Source organism: Streptomyces sp. NPDC053665, assembly GCF_055585285.1.
In genome coordinates this window covers 419,883-433,960 of record NZ_JBVJKK010000007.1, presented here as the reverse complement: position 1 = coordinate 433,960, position 14,078 = coordinate 419,883, and the positions used below count along the sequence as shown (strand labels likewise).

Below are 14,078 nucleotides of genomic sequence, written 5' to 3'. Positions count from 1 at the left end.
CCCGCTCCGGGCAGGGCGTGAAGGAGGGTCCGTACGATATCCCGACCGCCGTCCGGGCGACGCCCTCGCGCGGGACGGGACCCAGGTCGGCGGCGGGATGCGCTCCTCACGCCCGGGTGCGCGCCTCGACGGCGTCCAGCGCGGCCGACTCGTCCGCTTTGCCGGTTTTTGCGGCGGCGGCTTCGGTCTTCGCCTCCTCGGCGGCCCGCTCCATCTTCTCCGGCTTCTCCGGCGTAACGAATCGATAACCCACGTTCCGCACGGTGCCGATCAGCGACTCGTGCTCGGGGCCGAGCTTGGCGCGCAGCCGCCGTACGTGCACGTCGACCGTGCGCGTGCCGCCGAAGTAGTCGTAGCCCCACACCTCCTGGAGCAGCTGGGCGCGGGTGAAGACCCGGCCCGGGTGCTGCGCGAGGTACTTCAGCAGCTCGAACTCCTTGAAGGTCAGGTCCAGGACCCGGCCCTTGAGCTTCGCGGAGTACGTCGCCTCGTCGACCGACAGGTCGCCGTTGCGGATCTCCATGGGGGAGTCGTCCCCGACGATCTGCTGCCGTCCCATGGCCAGCCGCAGCCGGGCCTCGACCTCGGCGGGTCCGGCGGTGTCGAGCAGGACGTCGTCGATGCCCCAGTCGGCGGTGACGGCGGCCAGACCGCCCTCGGTGACGACGAGGACCAGGGGGCAGCCCGGTCCGGTGGAGCGCAGCAGCTGGCACAGGCTGCGGACCTGGGGCAGGTCCCGCCGGCCGTCGACGAGGATGACGTCGGCGCCGGGGGTGTCGACGAGGGCGGGGCCCTCCGCGGGGGCCACCCGCACGTTGTGCAGGAGCAGGCCGAGTGCGGGGAGCACCTCCGTCGACGGCTGGAGGGCGTTGGTCAGGAGCAGCAGAGAACTCATACGTCTGGTTCCTCCTCGGTCCCTGCGAGGACGCTGGTTGGCACAGCACGGGCTCTGCGATCCCGAAGGCCCCGTACACCCGCGGTTTCCCGCGTCGTATACAACGCTTCCGAAAGCACAAAAGGACCCGGGGGCTTCGCTGCCCGAGTCCTCTGCCCAGCAGAATAGCCCACATGAGCTCTGGTCCGGCAGGTCATGTGGCGCGTTCCACCGATCGTCCGCATCCCGAGACGGCCGCGGGAACGCCCGTTCGGGGGTCGTCGCGGACGTTTCTGCGGACGTCCGACGGGGTGACGATCGACGCCCTCCACGAGCCGGGCGCCGCCGCGTCCGGCACCACCGGTACGCCCTCCGGCCACGTGGTGTTCGTCGTGGCGCACGGCTTCACCGGGGCCGTGGACCGGCCGCACGTGCGGCGGGTGGCCCGGGCCTTCGCGCGGTACGGGGCGGTGGTCACCTTCTCCTTCCGGGGGCACGGCGCCTCCGGCGGGCGCTCGACGGTCGGGGACCGGGAGGTGCTGGACCTCGCGGCCGCGGTGCGCTGGGCTGGGGAGCTGGGCTACCGCCGGGTCGTGACGGTCGGGTTCTCGATGGGCGGCTCGGTGGTGCTGCGGCACGCGGCGCTGCACCCCGGCGACAGCCGCGCGGTGGTGTCGGTGAGCGCCCCGGCCCGCTGGTACTACCGGGGGACCGCCCCGATGCGGCGGCTGCACTGGCTGGTGACCCGCCCCGAGGGCCGCGTGGTGAGCCGCTACGGCCTGCGCACCCGCATCCACCACCGCGACTGGGACCCGGTGCCGCTGTCGCCGGTGGAGGCGGTGCCGAGGATCGCCCCCACGCCCCTGCTGATCGTGCACGGCGACGCCGACGGCTACTTCCCGCTCGACCACCCGCGCATGCTGGCCGCCGCCGCCGGTGACCAGGGCGAACTGTGGCTGGAGCCCGGCATGGGGCACGCCGAGAACGCCGCGGGCGAGGAGCTCCTGGACCGGATCGCGGCATGGGTGGTCCGGCGGGCGGGCTAGCCTGTCGGGGTTCACCGTCGGGTGGACCCGTGCGAATGTCGATGTGAGTCCGCTGCGACTGTGCGATTGAGGAAGCAGATGCCAAAGGTCACGGTGCGCTACTGGGCCGCCGCCAAGGCCGCGGCCGGAGTGGCCGAGGAGCCGTACGAGGCCGCCACGCTCGCCGAGGCGCTGGCCGGCGTGCGCGAGCGGCACCCCGGGGAGCTGGAGCGCGTCCTGCTGCGCTGCTCGTTCCTGGTGGACGGCGACCCCGTGGGCACCCGCGGGCACGAGACGGTACGGCTGGCCGACGGTGGCACGGTCGAGGTGCTCCCGCCGTTCGCAGGAGGGTGACGATGACCGACCAGCCGTACGGCGGACACGACGGGTACGACGGGTACGACGGCTACCGCCCCTACGACTCGTACGGGCACCAGCCGCAGCACCAGCCACAGCAGCCGCAGCCGCAGGCGCACCAGCAGCCGCAGCAGCAGGCGTGGCCGGGTCAGGCGTACCCGGGGTACGACGACCCGCAGGCCGCGCAGCAGTACACGCAGCAGTGGCAGGGGCAGACCTGGGAGACGCAGACGCAGCAGTCGGTGTCCGCACCGGCCCCGGCGGAGACGGCGTACGCGGCGCCGTCCGCACATCCCGCGCCCGACGGCCCGCCGGACGCCGGAGCCCCCGACGGCGCCGGGCAGGCCGCCCCCGCGTACGGCCCGGCCACGGTCGGCGGCAACACCCGCCTCACGGACGCCCAGCGGGCCCGTGCGGAGGGACGCTCGCCCATCATCGAGCCGGGGATGCAGCCCGCCGCGCTGACCGCGCTGCTGGGGCTGCTGCTGGCCGGTGCGGCGGCGGTCGGCACGTACGCGCTGCTCGTGCCGCTGGTCGTGCTGCAGGCCGTGACCGCCGCGGGCTGGTTCCGGCTCAACGGCATGTGGCCGGCGCGGCAGGGCATCGCGCTCGGGTTCGCCGGGGCGCTGGCGGCGGACGCCGCGCTGCTCGCCTCGGACCGGTCGCCGGCGGCCCTCCTCGGGGCGCTCGGGGTGTGGGTGCTGCTCGCGCTGGTGCTCCAGCTGCGTTCGCACGCCGATCCCGACGAGCGGATGTACGGGCTGATGGCGACGGTCGTGGCCTCGGCGCTGGCGATCGTGGCCGGCGGCCACCTCGCCGCCGACGCGGACGCGGTGACGGTGGGCGCGGTCGCCGTGGCGGTGGCCGTCCTGGCGCGGGCGCTGCCGCTGCCGACCCCGGCGTCCGTGGTGGTGGCGCTGCTCGCGGGCGCGGGCGGCGGTGCGGCGGCCGGGGCGGTGACGGACCTGGGCACTTCCGGTGCGGTGCTGGGCGCGGGAGCGGCGGCGTGCGCACTGATCGGGCACCGCGCCGCGAGCTACGACTACCCCTCCCGCTTCGTCCACTTCACGGCCGGCGTGGCCCTGCCGCTCGCCGCGGCGGCCCCGGCGGTCTACGTCCTGGGCCGGGCGCTGGGCTAGGGGGTACCCCCTGGCACCCGCCGCCCGGACCGGGCCCCGCCCGGCCTGTCACAGATGATCGACAATTCGGCGGCCGCCCTTGCCCGCGGAGTTACGCTCACGCCAGGGACGGCCGCCCGGTCGTCGAGGGACGCCGTCACAACCGCCTAGGTGGGGGAAACACCGCATGCGCGCACTGCGAATACTGCTGATCTTCGTCGTGGTCCTGGGCGGCCTGTTCGTGATCGCCGACCGCCTCGCGGTCAACTTCGCCGAGGACGAGGTCGCCGACCGTCTGAAGTCGTCCGAGAACCTGTCCTCGACCCCGGACGTGAGCATCAACGGCTTCCCGTTCCTCACACAGGTCGTCGGCGGCTCCCTCGACGACGTCGAGGTGGGCATCGAGAACTACGAGGCCGCTGCGGGCGACGGCGGCCGCACCGTCCGCATCGACGACCTCCAGGCCGACATGAAGGGCGTCGAGTTCTCCGGCGACTACAGCTCCGCCACCGCGGCCACCGCCACCGGCACGGCGACCATCGCCTACGACGAGTTGCTGAAGACCGCGAAGGTCGAGCCCACGCAGATCGCCCCGGGCGTCACCGCCAACGTCGTCGGCCTCTCCGACGGCGGCAACGGCAAGATCAAGGTGGCCGTCGAGGCCACCGTCCTCGGCACCAAGCTGCCCGAGCCGGTCGCCGTGCTCAGCACGGTGACGGTGGTGGACGGGACCGTGCGCGTGAAGGCCGACGGCCTGCCGAAGTTCGCCGGGGTGAACCTCGCGGAGAACCGGGTGCGCACCATCACCGACTTCCAGCAGAAGATCGACGGCCTCCCCGGCGACATCGAGCTCGACAAGGTCCAGGCCGCCCCCGACGGCGTGGAGATCTCGGTGAAGGGTTCCGACGTCCGGCTCGCCGGGTAGGGGACCGGCACTCCCTTTCCACCAGGGCTGTCCGGTGGGCGAGACGGCGGCGTCCGCAGCGCAGATGCGCCGGACGGACCGGCCGGGCGGAACCGGTGCGGCGAGCGGCTCGACGGCTCACTGATCCCACATCGCGGATCATCCCGTCTCAGCATGCGACACGCCGGTGACATGGCCGCCCTGCCGTCCTTACGATCGAGGCCATGAAGCGACAGGCGGATCTCACGAAGCGGCGGGCAGTAGACCTGTGCCGCGTCGCCGCCATGCTCTGTCGCCCCTTCTGAGCGACCGCGCCGGCCTGCTCGCCGGTGCGCGCATCCCCGCCGCCCTGCATCAAGGGCACCCGTGCGCCGCCCCCGACACGGACGCGCGCCCGCAGACCTCGCACGCCCCGCCGTAACTGCCCCGGAGGAGAAAGAGCATGAGCCGCAGCGACGTCCTGGTAGACGCCGACTGGCTTCAGGAGCACCTGGACGACACGGACATCGCGATCGTCGAGGTGGACGAGGACACGTCCGCGTACGACAAGAACCACATCAAGAACGCGATCCGCATCGACTGGACCCAGGACCTCCAGGACCCGGTCCGCCGTGACTTCGTCGACCAGGAGGGCTTCGAGAAGCTCCTGTCGGAGAAGGGCATCGCCAACGACCACACCGTCGTCCTCTACGGCGGCAACAACAACTGGTTCGCCTCCTACGCGTACTGGTACTTCAAGCTGTACGGCCACGAGAACGTGAAGCTTCTCGACGGCGGCCGCAAGAAGTGGGAGCTCGACGCCCGCGAGCTGGTCCCCGGCGACGAGGTGCCGGAGCGTCCGAAGACGGACTACAAGGCCAAGGCCCAGGACACCTCCATCCGCGCCTTCCGCGACGACGTCGTCGCCGCGATCGGCGCGCAGAACCTGGTCGACGTGCGCTCGCCCGACGAGTTCTCCGGCAAGCTGCTCGCCCCGGCCCACCTGCCGCAGGAGCAGTCCCAGCGCCCCGGCCACGTGCCGAGCGCCCGGAACATCCCGTGGTCGAAGAACGCCAACGACGACGGCACCTTCAAGTCGGACGAGGAGCTCAAGGCCCTCTACGAGGCGGAGAGCGTCGACCTGGCCAAGGACACCATCGCCTACTGCCGCATCGGTGAGCGCTCCGCGCTGACCTGGTTCGTGCTGCACGAGCTGCTCGGCGTCCAGAACGTCAAGAACTACGACGGCTCCTGGACCGAGTACGGCTCCCTCGTGGGCGTGCCGATCGAGCTCGGCGCTGCGAAGTAAGCGAACCCGACCGACCTTTCCAGACCCCCTTCAGGAGTACGACATGTGCGGTGCGAAGGCCGGCGGCCCCGACGCCTCGACGATCAAGCCCGGTGAGACCACCATCCAGGGTCAGGTGACCAAGGACGGCGAGCCCGTGGTGGGCTACGTCCGCCTGCTGGACTCGACCGGCGAGTTCACGGCCGAGGTGCCGACCTCGGCGACCGGACAGTTCCGCTTCTACGCGGCCGAGGGCACCTGGACCGTCCGTGCCCTCGTGCCCGGCGCCAGCGCCGACCGCACGGTCGTCGCCCAGCAGGGCGGCCTGGCCGAGGTCGCGATCGCCGTCTGACGGCGGGAGGGCGAGAGCCCTCACGAGGGGCCGCACCCACCGGGTTGGACGCCTGGGGTGCGGCCCTTCGGCGCGCCCGGACCTACGCTGGAGTCATGTACGCACGGAGGCGGCGGACGTACTTCGCGATGATGGGCCTGTGCATCGGCCTCTTCGTCCTGGCCTGGGGTGTCGTGCGGCTGTGGTCCGTCCCCGTGGCCGTCGGGATGTGCGTCGTCGCGATGGTCATCCCGCCCGTGGCGGCCATGGTCGCGAACCGGCGCGGCCCGGAGGACCGCTGGTGGGACGACCCCTCGGGCGACCCGCAGTCCGACGACTGGTGGGACGAACTGGACGGCAGGAAGCGCCCGAGGTGAGCGACCCGCGCCCCTGCGGCTCCGCGCCGGGGCCACGGGCGTCTCTCAGTAGACGAGGGCCTGCGTGCCGTCGGCCATCGCCTCCTGGACGAAGACCTGCGCGCCCGCGATCCGTACGCCCTCCAGCACGTCCTTCTCCGTGATGTCCCGGCGGGCGGCGCACTGCGTGCACAGGGTGACGCGGCCGGCCGCGAGGATCGAGTCCAGCAGGTCCGGCAGCGGGGCGGCGTGCGGCAGCTCGAACTCGGCGGCCCGGCCGGGCAGGGCGAACCAGGCGGACTCCCCGGTCAGCCACAGGGAGACCTCGACGCCGCTGGCGACGGCCACCGCCGCCACCGTGAACGCCTGGGAGCACCGCTCGGGGGCGTCGGCCCCCGCCGTCACCTTGATCACCAGCTTGTTCGCCATAGCCGGAATCGTAGTGCGCACAGGGCCCGCGTAAGCTGGCCTCGGCCCTGTGCAACCGTTCGCACCCCCGCTCAAGGAGCACCCCGTGGAGCTTTTCTTCGAAATCCTGTTGGTCCTGGTCGCCGTCGGCGTCCTCGCCTTCGCCGGACTGACCGTGAAGAAGCTGTACCAGGGCCAGCGCTGACCCCCGTCTAGGAAGTTCCCATGATCGAGATCCCGTCCGACCTCCACAAGGACCTCGTCCCGCTCGCCTTCCTGCTCGGCAACTGGGCGGGCGCCGGCGTGCACGACTTCCCCGGCTCCGAGAAGTGCAACTTCGGTCAGGAGGTCGCCTTCACCCACGACGGCCGGGACTTCCTGGAGTACCGCTCGCACACCTGGGTGCTGGACAACGACGGCAACAAGGTCCGCCCCCTGGAGTCCGAGCACGGCTACTGGCGCATCGACGCCGACCGCAAGGTCGAGGTCACGATGACCCGCGACGACGGCGTCATCGAGATCTGGTACGGCGAGCTGGCCGACAAGAAGCCGCAGATCGACCTCGTCACGGACGCGGTGGCCCGCACGGCCTCCGCCCAGCCCTACACCGGCGGCAAGCGGCTGTACGGCTACGTCAAGAGCGACCTGATGTGGGTCGGCGAGAAGCAGACCCCCGAGGTCGAGCTGCGCCCCTACATGTCGGCGCACCTGAAGAAGGTCGTCACGCCGGAGGAGGTCGAGCGCTGGGCGAAGGCCCTGCCCGACGACATGCCGGACGACGGCATCGCCTTCTTCAAGTAGGCGCCTCGCCGAGCGGCCGGACGGCTTCCCCGTCCGGTCCGGTGCGAGTCCGCCTAGACTCTGGGGTGTGGTGAGCACCGACTGGAAGAGTGATCTGCGGCAGCGCGGCTACCGGCTGACCCCGCAGCGGCAACTCGTGCTCGAAGCCGTGGACACCCTGGAGCACGCGACCCCCGACGACATCCTCGTGGAAGTGCGGAAGACGGCGTCGGGGGTCAACATCTCGACCGTCTACCGGACGCTGGAGCTCCTGGAGGAACTGGGCCTGGTCAGCCACGCCCACCTGGGCCACGGGGCGCCGACCTACCACCTGGCCGACCGGCACCACCATCTCCACCTGGTCTGCCGGGACTGCCAGAACGTGATCGAGGCGGACGTGTCCGTCGCGGCGGAGTTCACGGCGCAGCTGCGGCAGACCTTCGGGTTCGACACCGACCTGAAGCACTTCGCGATCTTCGGCCGCTGCGAGGACTGCACCCTCAAGGCTTCAACTACCGAGTCGTAGGCTTACGGACATGAAGAGCCCTCTGCTGACCCTGCCCGGCGCCGTCCCCGCCGAGGGCGTGGACGAAGGCGTCGCCGCCCACTACGGCGACCTGTTCCGCGAGCAGCGCGCCCTCGCCGACGGCACCGGCTTCGTCGATCTCTCGCACCGCGGGGTCGTCACCGTCACCGGCGACGACCGGCTGGCGTGGCTGCACCTGCTGCTCACCCAGCACGTCAGCGACCTCCCGGCGGGCCGGGCGACCGAGGCGCTGATCCTCTCGGCGAACGGCCACATCGAGCACGCCCTGTACCTCGTCGACGACGGCACGACGGTCTGGGCCCACGTGGAGCCGGGCACCCAGGAGGCGCTGATCGCCTACCTGGAGTCGATGAAGTTCTTCTACCGCGTCGAGGTCGCCGACCGCACCGGTGACATCGCGGTCGTGCACCTCCCGGCCGGCTCCATCGCCGAGGTGCCCGAGGGCGCGGTCGTCCGGGAGACCCCCTACGGCCGGGACCTGTTCCTGCCGCGCGCCGACCTGGAGGCCTACGCCGAGCGGTCCGGGCCGCCCGCCGGGATCCTCGCCCACGAGGCCCTGCGCGTGGAGCAGCACCGGCCCCGGCTCGGCTTCGAGACCGACCACCGCACGATCCCGCACGAGCTGGGCTGGATCGGCTCGGCCGTGCACCTGCAGAAGGGCTGCTACCGGGGCCAGGAGACGGTCGCCCGGGTGCAGAACCTGGGCAAGCCGCCGCGCCGCCTGGTCTTCCTGCACCTGGACGGCAGCGAGGTGCACCTGCCGCCGGCCGGCACCGAGCTGCGGCTCGCCGAGGACACCCCCGACGGCCGGAAGATCGGCTTCATCACGACCTCCGCGCGTCACCACGAGCTCGGTCCGGTGGCCCTGGCCCTGGTGAAGCGAAACGTGGCGGTGGACGCCCCGCTGGTCGCGGGGGACACGGCGGCCGCCCAGGAAGTCGTCGTCGAGCCGTAGGACTTGTAGATCTTTCGGGTCAGATTTCGATCAGCACGGTGAACGGGCCGTCGTTGGTCAGTGATACACGCATCGCCGCCCCGAACCGGCCCGTCTCCACCGTCGCCCCGAGGGAGCGCAACTGCGCCACCACCTCGTCGACGAGGGGCTCGGCGACATCGCCCGGGGCGGCCGCGTTCCACGTGGGGCGGCGGCCCTTGCGGGCGTCCCCGTAGAGGGTGAACTGGCTGATCACCAGCAGGGGGGCGCCCGTGTCGCTGCACGACTTCTCGTCGTGCAGCAGGCGGATCGACCACAGCTTGCGGGCCAGCTGCGCGGCCTTCTCCTTGGTGTCCTCGTGCGTGACGCCGACCAGGACGCACAGTCCCTCGCCCTCGATCGCGCCCACGCTCTCGCCGTCCACGACGACGCTCGCGCCGTCCACCCTCTGCACCACTGCTCGCATGCGTCCATCATGCAGGGCGGTGACTTTCCCGCCTCACGCGGTTGGCGCATGGCTCGAAAGAGTGGTTTGCGCGGGCGCCAACAGGCAGCGCACGGACGTATTTTGCTGCTTAACCGCCCATCTGGGGTCTATCGGGGGCACTCGTTCCCATAGCGGCCAGTCGGGGTGGCACGATGCATTCACATCCGGTCGAGGGGACGGTCGAGGCACATGAGCACATCGAGCACCGGGCAGTACCCGGGCGCTGCCTGGTCGACGTACACGGGGGTCGGGGCGCCGGAGTACCACCGGCCGCCCGTCCAGCGCACGGACAGCCCGCGGCTGCCTTCGGACACCCCCGCGCGCGACCTGACCGCGCTGAGCCTGGCCGAGCTGCGCGCGCTGCGCCGCGAGGCCCAGCGCGACGAGGCCGACCTCAGTTACGTGCGGCGGCTGCTCCAGGGCCGGATCGACATCCTGCGCGCGGAGCTGGACCGGCGTGCGCCGGAGGGCGCGGCGTGTGTCGCCGCGCCCCCGGAGGCCTCCGTCGTCGAGCGGCTCGCGGAGATCCTGCGCGACGCCCCGGCCTCCAGCCGTTCCTCGGCCCGGCACCTGACGGTGGGCGCGCCGCAGGGCGAGGAGTACCGGCGGCTGGCCGCCGAGATGCTCGGCGAGGTCGAGCTGTCCGACCTGGGTGCGCGCACCGACCCGGAGCTGACCACGGGCATCGGGCGCCTGGAGCGCTACGAGCAGCAGGTGTCGCGCCGCCGCCGCCGGCTGCAGCGCACCGCCGACGAGTGCAGCACGGAGATCGCCCGCCGGTACCGCGAGGGCGAGGCACACGTGGACGACCTGCTGGCCTGAGCTTCGGGGGAGTGACCGGGAGGGCCGGTCGGATATTCGCACGACACCGGCCGGCCCGCCGCCTAGCGTGGGTCCATGACCTCCCTCGACCGCGCCGACGGCATCGACGTACGCCCGATCACGGAGACCGAGTTCACCGCCTGGCAGCGCGCCGTGGGCACCGGCTTCCTGCGGGCGCAGGCTCTGTCGGAGGAGGAGGTGGAGGCGCGGCGCCGGGTGTTCGTCCCCGGGCGGTACCTGGGGGCCTTCGACCGGGACCGGTGCGTGGCGACCTTCCGCTCCTTCGACCAGCGGCTCACGGCCGTCGGCGGGGCGAGCGTCCCGGCCGACGCCGTCTCGGGCGTCACCGTGACGGCGACCCACCGGCGGCGGGGTCTGCTCTCCCGGATGATGGCGCAGGACCTGGCGGCCGCGAAGGAGCGGGGGGACGTCGTCGCGACCCTGATCGCCGCCGAGTACCCGATCTACGGCCGGTTCGGTTTCGGCCCGGCGACCTGGACGGCCGAGTGGACCGTCGACGTGCCGCGGGCCGGGGTGGACGCCCGATGGGCGGGCCCGGCGGACGGCGGCCGGATCGACCTGGTGGACGGCGAGGATGTGCGCAAGCTCGGACCGGAGCTCCACGAGCGGCTGTGCCGCACCCGGCCCGGCGCCATCGACCGCGACGAGCACTGGTGGAAGGTGAACACGGGCGCCCTGCGCGCCGACCCGTCGTGGAAGACGCCCTTCTACGCCGTGTACCGCTCGGCGTCGGGCGAGGTGGAGGGCATCGCCGTCTACCGGGTGGACGACCACTGGGGTGACGCCAAGCAGCCGTTGAACACGGCGAGCGTGGACTGGCTGACCGGCGTGACCCCGCGGGCGGAGCGGGCCCTGTGGCACTACCTGTGCTCCATCGACTGGGTCGTCACGGTCAAGAGCGGCTGGCGCGCCCCGGACGACCTGCTTCCGCTGCTGCTGCCCAACCCGCGGGCGGCCGCCCTCACGACGCAGTCCGACTGGTTGTGGGTGCGCATCCTCGACGTCGAACGGGCCCTGGAGGCGCGGACGTACGAGGGCGAGGGCGCGCTGGTGCTGGAGGTCGCCGGGGTGGACGGGCTGACCGGCGGGCGCTACCGGCTGGAGGCCGGTACCGGCGGGGCGTCCTGCACGCCGACCACCGAGAGCGCCGATCTGGCGCTGGGTCTGGGGGAGTTGGCGGCGCTGTGGCTCGGGGACGAGTCGGCGGTGCGGCTGGCGGCTCTGGGGCGGGTCGGGGAAGAACGAGCGGGCGCCGCCCGGAAGGCCGACGCCCTGCTGCGTACGTCCAGGCGGCCGTGGTGCCCGGACATGTTCTGAGCCGCTCCCTTCTGCCGGCGGACAGGACCCGCATCCGTAGCGAGCTGTTCGGTTGTGGTGGTCGTGCCGTGTCTTCCTCCGGCCGTCCGGGGCTCCCGGCTCCCCTCCGGAGGGGAGTCCCGCGGCGATGTCGCGCCGGCCAACCGTCTCAAGGTCCGACCAGGTCGCGGAAGTTGGCTGCCAACTTCACTGTACTTATCTCCGCCTGGAAGCGGCTCATAACCACCTTTCCGTGAACTGCCGCAAGATGGCGGGAAGTTGTACGGTGCAGTTGTGGACCCGGAACACGACTCCGCCACTGGGCGGAAGAGGTCGCAACGGCCACAGCGGACACATCACGAGGTGGCCGACGCGTTGCGCGCCCGCATCAGGTCGGGGGCGTTGACGCCGGGTGCGCGCATGCCCACCCAGGCGCGGCTGGCCGAGGAGTTCGGCGTCGAGCGCGGGGTGGTGCGCCAGGCGCTGCGCGTGCTCCAGTCCGAGCAGTTGCTCACCCATGTCTCCAAGGGCAGCCCGGCGAGGGTGGCTCCCGATCCCGCCCGGGCCCTGACCGGCGGGCCCGAGGCCCCGCCGCTGCCCACGACGGTGACGCTCGCGCCCCGGATCGCGCGCGCCTTCGCCGCCGAGCACGTGGAGATCGACGCGGTGTGCCTGACCTCCGTCTCCCTCACGCTCGCCATCGGTGAGCCACTGCGGGAGATCCACGCCGGCCGGCTGAAACCGGCCAGGGTCGACGTCCGGGTGCTGCTGCCGAGCCGGGACATCGACCTCGCCTTCCCGGTGCCGGTCGCCGGGCCGCGCGGCGACGACCTGGTGCACGACCGGTGGCTGACCATGCGCAACGCCCAGGGCCAGGTCCTGCGGCACAACCTGCTGGCCCTGCGCTCCACGCACGGCATCGACGTCCGCGTCACCTTCCGCGCGCTGCCGTTCACGCCGCCGGTGAAGCTGTACCTGCTCAACGGCAGGGAGGCGCTGTTCGCCTACTACACGCTGACGCGCCGGGAGGCCGAGATCGGCCGGGAGCAGTTGGAGATGTACGACGCCCAGGGCACCCGGTCGATGCTGTTCTCGTTCCGGCAGGGGGCCGGGCCGCGCGACACGACGTTCGTGGAGCAGTCGCACCTGTGGTTCGACGCGCTGTGGGAGACGATCAGTTCGGAGCTGGCGCTCGGCGGCTGACGTCTCCCCCGGTGGTGCCGTGCGCGGTGCGCTGGTTCACAGGGCGGGTCCCGTCATGAGCAGTGCGAGCACGACGGCTCCCGCGGAGCTGACCGCCGGGCTCTTGGCCTTGATGCCGACGGTGAGCAGGAGGAGGCCGACGATGCCCGCCGGTCCGTACTTCCACTGGACGAGTTGCTCGAAGGTCACGACGAGGACCGCGGAGAGGAGGGCGAGGGCAGGCATGTTCTTTCCCCCTTCGGGCTTCCGGGGCGGGAGGGTGGGAGGCGAGAGGGTGCGGGCGGTACCGGGTGGTGCCGGGTGGTGCGGGGCGGTACCAGGCGGTGCGGGCGAACGTCGGAAGCAAAACTTCCGCCAACTCGCTCAAGTTGGCAACCAACTATGCTGAAGTTGTCCCCACTTGGTGACCGGATATAAACAACTTCCCGACAACTCCCGTCAGATGGATCAGGGTTGTAGCGTTTGGTCGTGACCCAGGAGAACGTCGCAGTGAACGGCAGCAGCAGGCGGGCCTCGCCGCAGGAGATCGCCGGCATCCTGCGGGAACGCATCCGCGCCGGGGAGCTGAGGGCGGGGGACCGGCTCCCCACCCAGGCCGAACTCGCCGAGGAGTTCGGCGTGGAGCGGGGAACCGTGCGCCAGGCCCTGCGGGCGCTCCAGGAGGACGGACTGCTCACCAACGTCAGCAAGGGCAGTCCGCCGAGGATCGCCGAGCCGGCCCCGGACCGCGACGAGCCCCAGCCGACCATGGTGGGACTGGCCCCGCGGCTGACCGAGGCGTTCTCGGCGCGGACCGTCCGCGTGGACGTCGTCTGCCACACCGCGGAGACGCTGATGGTCGCCCTCGGTGAGCCGCTCCGCCTGATCCACGAGGGCCGGATCCGCCCCGAGTCGATCGACGTGCGCATCCTGGTCCCGTCCCGGGACATCGAACTGGCCTTCCCGGTCCCGGTCGAGTCGCACGGCGAGGACGACTCCGTCCATCAGCGCTGGCTGGCCATGCGCAACGCCCAGGGCCAGGTGCTGCAGCACAACCTGCTTTCCCTGCGCTCCACGCACGGCATGGACGTCCATGTCCGCTTCCGGGCACTGCCGTTCACCCCGCCGGTGAAGCTGTACCTCCTCAACGGGGAGGAGGCCCTGATGGGCTACTACATGCTGACCAGGCGCGAGGAGGAGTGGGGGAGCCGGACGCTGGACATGTACGACGTCCTCGGGTCGAGGTCCCTGCTGTTCTCCTTCGCCCGGCGGGCCGGCCGGCGGGACGCGGCGTTCGTGGAGGAATCCCAGAAGTGGTTCGACGCCCTCTGGGAAACCATCACCACGGACCTGACACTCTCCTAGTGAC

19 protein-coding genes are annotated in these 14,078 nt (G+C 71.9%); 15 read left to right on the top strand and 4 right to left on the bottom strand.

All coding sequences use genetic code 11. The features are described from left to right. Positions 1-106: 106 nt before the first annotated feature. Positions 107-895, bottom strand: a complete 789-nt coding sequence (locus ACZ6ZN_RS27830) for a winged helix-turn-helix transcriptional regulator (protein WP_451876836.1) — start codon at positions 893-895, stop codon at positions 107-109. A 173-nt stretch (positions 896-1,068) separates the two neighbouring features. Between ACZ6ZN_RS27830 and ACZ6ZN_RS27825 the strand changes: the two genes are divergently transcribed. The 8 genes from ACZ6ZN_RS27825 (at position 1,069) to ACZ6ZN_RS27790 (ending at position 6,253) form a co-directional block, all read left to right on the top strand. After that, the gene (locus tag ACZ6ZN_RS27825; RefSeq protein WP_469650440.1) at positions 1,069-1,920 is read left to right on the top strand and encodes an alpha/beta hydrolase; all 852 of its coding nucleotides are present in this window, start codon (positions 1,069-1,071) and stop codon (positions 1,918-1,920) included. A 78-nt stretch (positions 1,921-1,998) separates the two neighbouring features. Further along, positions 1,999-2,253, top strand: coding sequence for a MoaD/ThiS family protein (locus ACZ6ZN_RS27820; protein WP_107456736.1), 255 nt, complete (start codon positions 1,999-2,001; stop codon positions 2,251-2,253). Positions 2,254-2,255: 2 nt separating this feature from the next. Further along, positions 2,256-3,395: a hypothetical protein gene (locus tag ACZ6ZN_RS27815; protein ID WP_469650437.1), complete on the top strand. Its 1,140-nt coding sequence runs from the start codon at positions 2,256-2,258 to the stop codon at positions 3,393-3,395. Positions 3,396-3,561: 166 nt separating this feature from the next. Further along, positions 3,562-4,299 (top strand): LmeA family phospholipid-binding protein, encoded by a 738-nt coding sequence (locus ACZ6ZN_RS27810; protein WP_469650434.1) that lies wholly within the window; start codon positions 3,562-3,564, stop codon positions 4,297-4,299. 203 nt (positions 4,300-4,502) lie between these two features. After that, entirely contained in the window at positions 4,503-4,583 is an 81-nt protein-coding gene (locus tag ACZ6ZN_RS27805) for an Ms5788A family Cys-rich leader peptide (RefSeq protein WP_350751515.1), read from the top strand. A gap of 137 nt (positions 4,584-4,720) precedes the next feature. Next, positions 4,721-5,566 (top strand): sulfurtransferase, encoded by an 846-nt coding sequence (locus ACZ6ZN_RS27800; RefSeq protein WP_398110845.1) that lies wholly within the window; start codon positions 4,721-4,723, stop codon positions 5,564-5,566. Positions 5,567-5,609: 43 nt separating this feature from the next. Further along, positions 5,610-5,897, top strand: a complete 288-nt coding sequence (locus ACZ6ZN_RS27795) for a DUF1416 domain-containing protein (protein ID WP_398110846.1) — start codon at positions 5,610-5,612, stop codon at positions 5,895-5,897. 95 nt (positions 5,898-5,992) lie between these two features. Continuing rightward, positions 5,993-6,253: a DUF3099 domain-containing protein gene (locus ACZ6ZN_RS27790; RefSeq protein ID WP_398110847.1), complete on the top strand. Its 261-nt coding sequence runs from the start codon at positions 5,993-5,995 to the stop codon at positions 6,251-6,253. Between the two features lie 45 nt (positions 6,254-6,298). On the opposite strand, the gene ACZ6ZN_RS27785 is transcribed toward ACZ6ZN_RS27790, so the two are convergent. After that, on the bottom strand, positions 6,299-6,661 hold the full coding sequence (locus ACZ6ZN_RS27785; protein WP_333935212.1) for a DsrE family protein: 363 nt from the start codon (positions 6,659-6,661) through the stop codon (positions 6,299-6,301). Between the two features lie 204 nt (positions 6,662-6,865). Here ACZ6ZN_RS27785 and ACZ6ZN_RS27780 point away from each other — a divergent pair, with 204 nt between their 5' ends. From ACZ6ZN_RS27780 to ygfZ, 3 genes are all read left to right on the top strand, one after another. Further along, a complete protein-coding gene (locus tag ACZ6ZN_RS27780) occupies positions 6,866-7,441 on the top strand; it encodes a heme-binding beta-barrel domain-containing protein (protein WP_398110848.1) in 576 nt (191 codons plus the stop codon). A gap of 67 nt (positions 7,442-7,508) precedes the next feature. Then, complete coding sequence (locus ACZ6ZN_RS27775; RefSeq protein ID WP_369194710.1) at positions 7,509-7,946, top strand: Fur family transcriptional regulator; 438 nt, start codon at positions 7,509-7,511, stop codon at positions 7,944-7,946. A gap of 10 nt (positions 7,947-7,956) precedes the next feature. Further along, a complete protein-coding gene (gene ygfZ, locus ACZ6ZN_RS27770) occupies positions 7,957-8,922 on the top strand; it encodes a CAF17-like 4Fe-4S cluster assembly/insertion protein YgfZ (RefSeq protein ID WP_398110849.1) in 966 nt (321 codons plus the stop codon). Between the two features lie 19 nt (positions 8,923-8,941). On the opposite strand, the gene dtd is transcribed toward ygfZ, so the two are convergent. After that, positions 8,942-9,367: a D-aminoacyl-tRNA deacylase gene (dtd, locus tag ACZ6ZN_RS27765; protein ID WP_398110850.1), complete on the bottom strand. Its 426-nt coding sequence runs from the start codon at positions 9,365-9,367 to the stop codon at positions 8,942-8,944. A 210-nt stretch (positions 9,368-9,577) separates the two neighbouring features. On the opposite strand from dtd, the gene ACZ6ZN_RS27760 reads away from it, so the two are divergent. From ACZ6ZN_RS27760 to ACZ6ZN_RS27750, 3 genes are all read left to right on the top strand, one after another. Then, on the top strand, positions 9,578-10,210 hold the full coding sequence (locus ACZ6ZN_RS27760; RefSeq protein WP_451876832.1) for an RsiG family protein: 633 nt from the start codon (positions 9,578-9,580) through the stop codon (positions 10,208-10,210). A gap of 75 nt (positions 10,211-10,285) precedes the next feature. Beyond that, positions 10,286-11,548: a GNAT family N-acetyltransferase gene (locus ACZ6ZN_RS27755; RefSeq protein ID WP_469650413.1), complete on the top strand. Its 1,263-nt coding sequence runs from the start codon at positions 10,286-10,288 to the stop codon at positions 11,546-11,548. A 258-nt stretch (positions 11,549-11,806) separates the two neighbouring features. After that, entirely contained in the window at positions 11,807-12,730 is a 924-nt protein-coding gene (locus ACZ6ZN_RS27750) for a FadR/GntR family transcriptional regulator (RefSeq protein WP_451876830.1), read from the top strand. Between the two features lie 36 nt (positions 12,731-12,766). On the opposite strand, the gene ACZ6ZN_RS27745 is transcribed toward ACZ6ZN_RS27750, so the two are convergent. Further along, positions 12,767-12,955: a hypothetical protein gene (locus tag ACZ6ZN_RS27745; protein ID WP_469650409.1), complete on the bottom strand. Its 189-nt coding sequence runs from the start codon at positions 12,953-12,955 to the stop codon at positions 12,767-12,769. A gap of 237 nt (positions 12,956-13,192) precedes the next feature. Here ACZ6ZN_RS27745 and ACZ6ZN_RS27740 point away from each other — a divergent pair, with 237 nt between their 5' ends. Continuing rightward, complete coding sequence (locus ACZ6ZN_RS27740) at positions 13,193-14,074, top strand: GntR family transcriptional regulator (RefSeq protein WP_451876829.1); 882 nt, start codon at positions 13,193-13,195, stop codon at positions 14,072-14,074. Positions 14,075-14,078 lie beyond the last annotated feature (4 nt).

Excerpts from the sequence above, each read along its gene's own strand:
- dtd (WP_398110850.1), bottom strand. The coding sequence starts at position 9,367 with ATGCGAGCAGTGGTGCAGAGGGTGGACGGCGCGAGCGTCGTCGTGGAC.
- ACZ6ZN_RS27825 (WP_469650440.1), top strand. The coding sequence starts at position 1,069 with ATGAGCTCTGGTCCGGCAGGTCATGTGGCGCGTTCCACCGATCGTCCG.
- ACZ6ZN_RS27795 (WP_398110846.1), top strand. The coding sequence starts at position 5,610 with ATGTGCGGTGCGAAGGCCGGCGGCCCCGACGCCTCGACGATCAAGCCC.
- ACZ6ZN_RS27755 (WP_469650413.1), top strand. The coding sequence starts at position 10,286 with ATGACCTCCCTCGACCGCGCCGACGGCATCGACGTACGCCCGATCACG.
- ACZ6ZN_RS27820 (WP_107456736.1), top strand. The coding sequence starts at position 1,999 with ATGCCAAAGGTCACGGTGCGCTACTGGGCCGCCGCCAAGGCCGCGGCC.
- ACZ6ZN_RS27800 (WP_398110845.1), top strand. The coding sequence starts at position 4,721 with ATGAGCCGCAGCGACGTCCTGGTAGACGCCGACTGGCTTCAGGAGCAC.
- ACZ6ZN_RS27810 (WP_469650434.1), top strand. The coding sequence starts at position 3,562 with ATGCGCGCACTGCGAATACTGCTGATCTTCGTCGTGGTCCTGGGCGGC.
- ACZ6ZN_RS27745 (WP_469650409.1), bottom strand. The coding sequence starts at position 12,955 with ATGCCTGCCCTCGCCCTCCTCTCCGCGGTCCTCGTCGTGACCTTCGAG.
- ACZ6ZN_RS27815 (WP_469650437.1), top strand. The coding sequence starts at position 2,256 with ATGACCGACCAGCCGTACGGCGGACACGACGGGTACGACGGGTACGAC.
- ACZ6ZN_RS27760 (WP_451876832.1), top strand. The coding sequence starts at position 9,578 with ATGAGCACATCGAGCACCGGGCAGTACCCGGGCGCTGCCTGGTCGACG.
- ACZ6ZN_RS27785 (WP_333935212.1), bottom strand. The coding sequence starts at position 6,661 with ATGGCGAACAAGCTGGTGATCAAGGTGACGGCGGGGGCCGACGCCCCC.
- ACZ6ZN_RS27780 (WP_398110848.1), top strand. The coding sequence starts at position 6,866 with ATGATCGAGATCCCGTCCGACCTCCACAAGGACCTCGTCCCGCTCGCC.
- ACZ6ZN_RS27830 (WP_451876836.1), bottom strand. The coding sequence starts at position 895 with ATGAGTTCTCTGCTGCTCCTGACCAACGCCCTCCAGCCGTCGACGGAG.
- ACZ6ZN_RS27805 (WP_350751515.1), top strand. The coding sequence starts at position 4,503 with ATGAAGCGACAGGCGGATCTCACGAAGCGGCGGGCAGTAGACCTGTGC.
- ygfZ (WP_398110849.1), top strand. The coding sequence starts at position 7,957 with ATGAAGAGCCCTCTGCTGACCCTGCCCGGCGCCGTCCCCGCCGAGGGC.
- ACZ6ZN_RS27790 (WP_398110847.1), top strand. The coding sequence starts at position 5,993 with ATGTACGCACGGAGGCGGCGGACGTACTTCGCGATGATGGGCCTGTGC.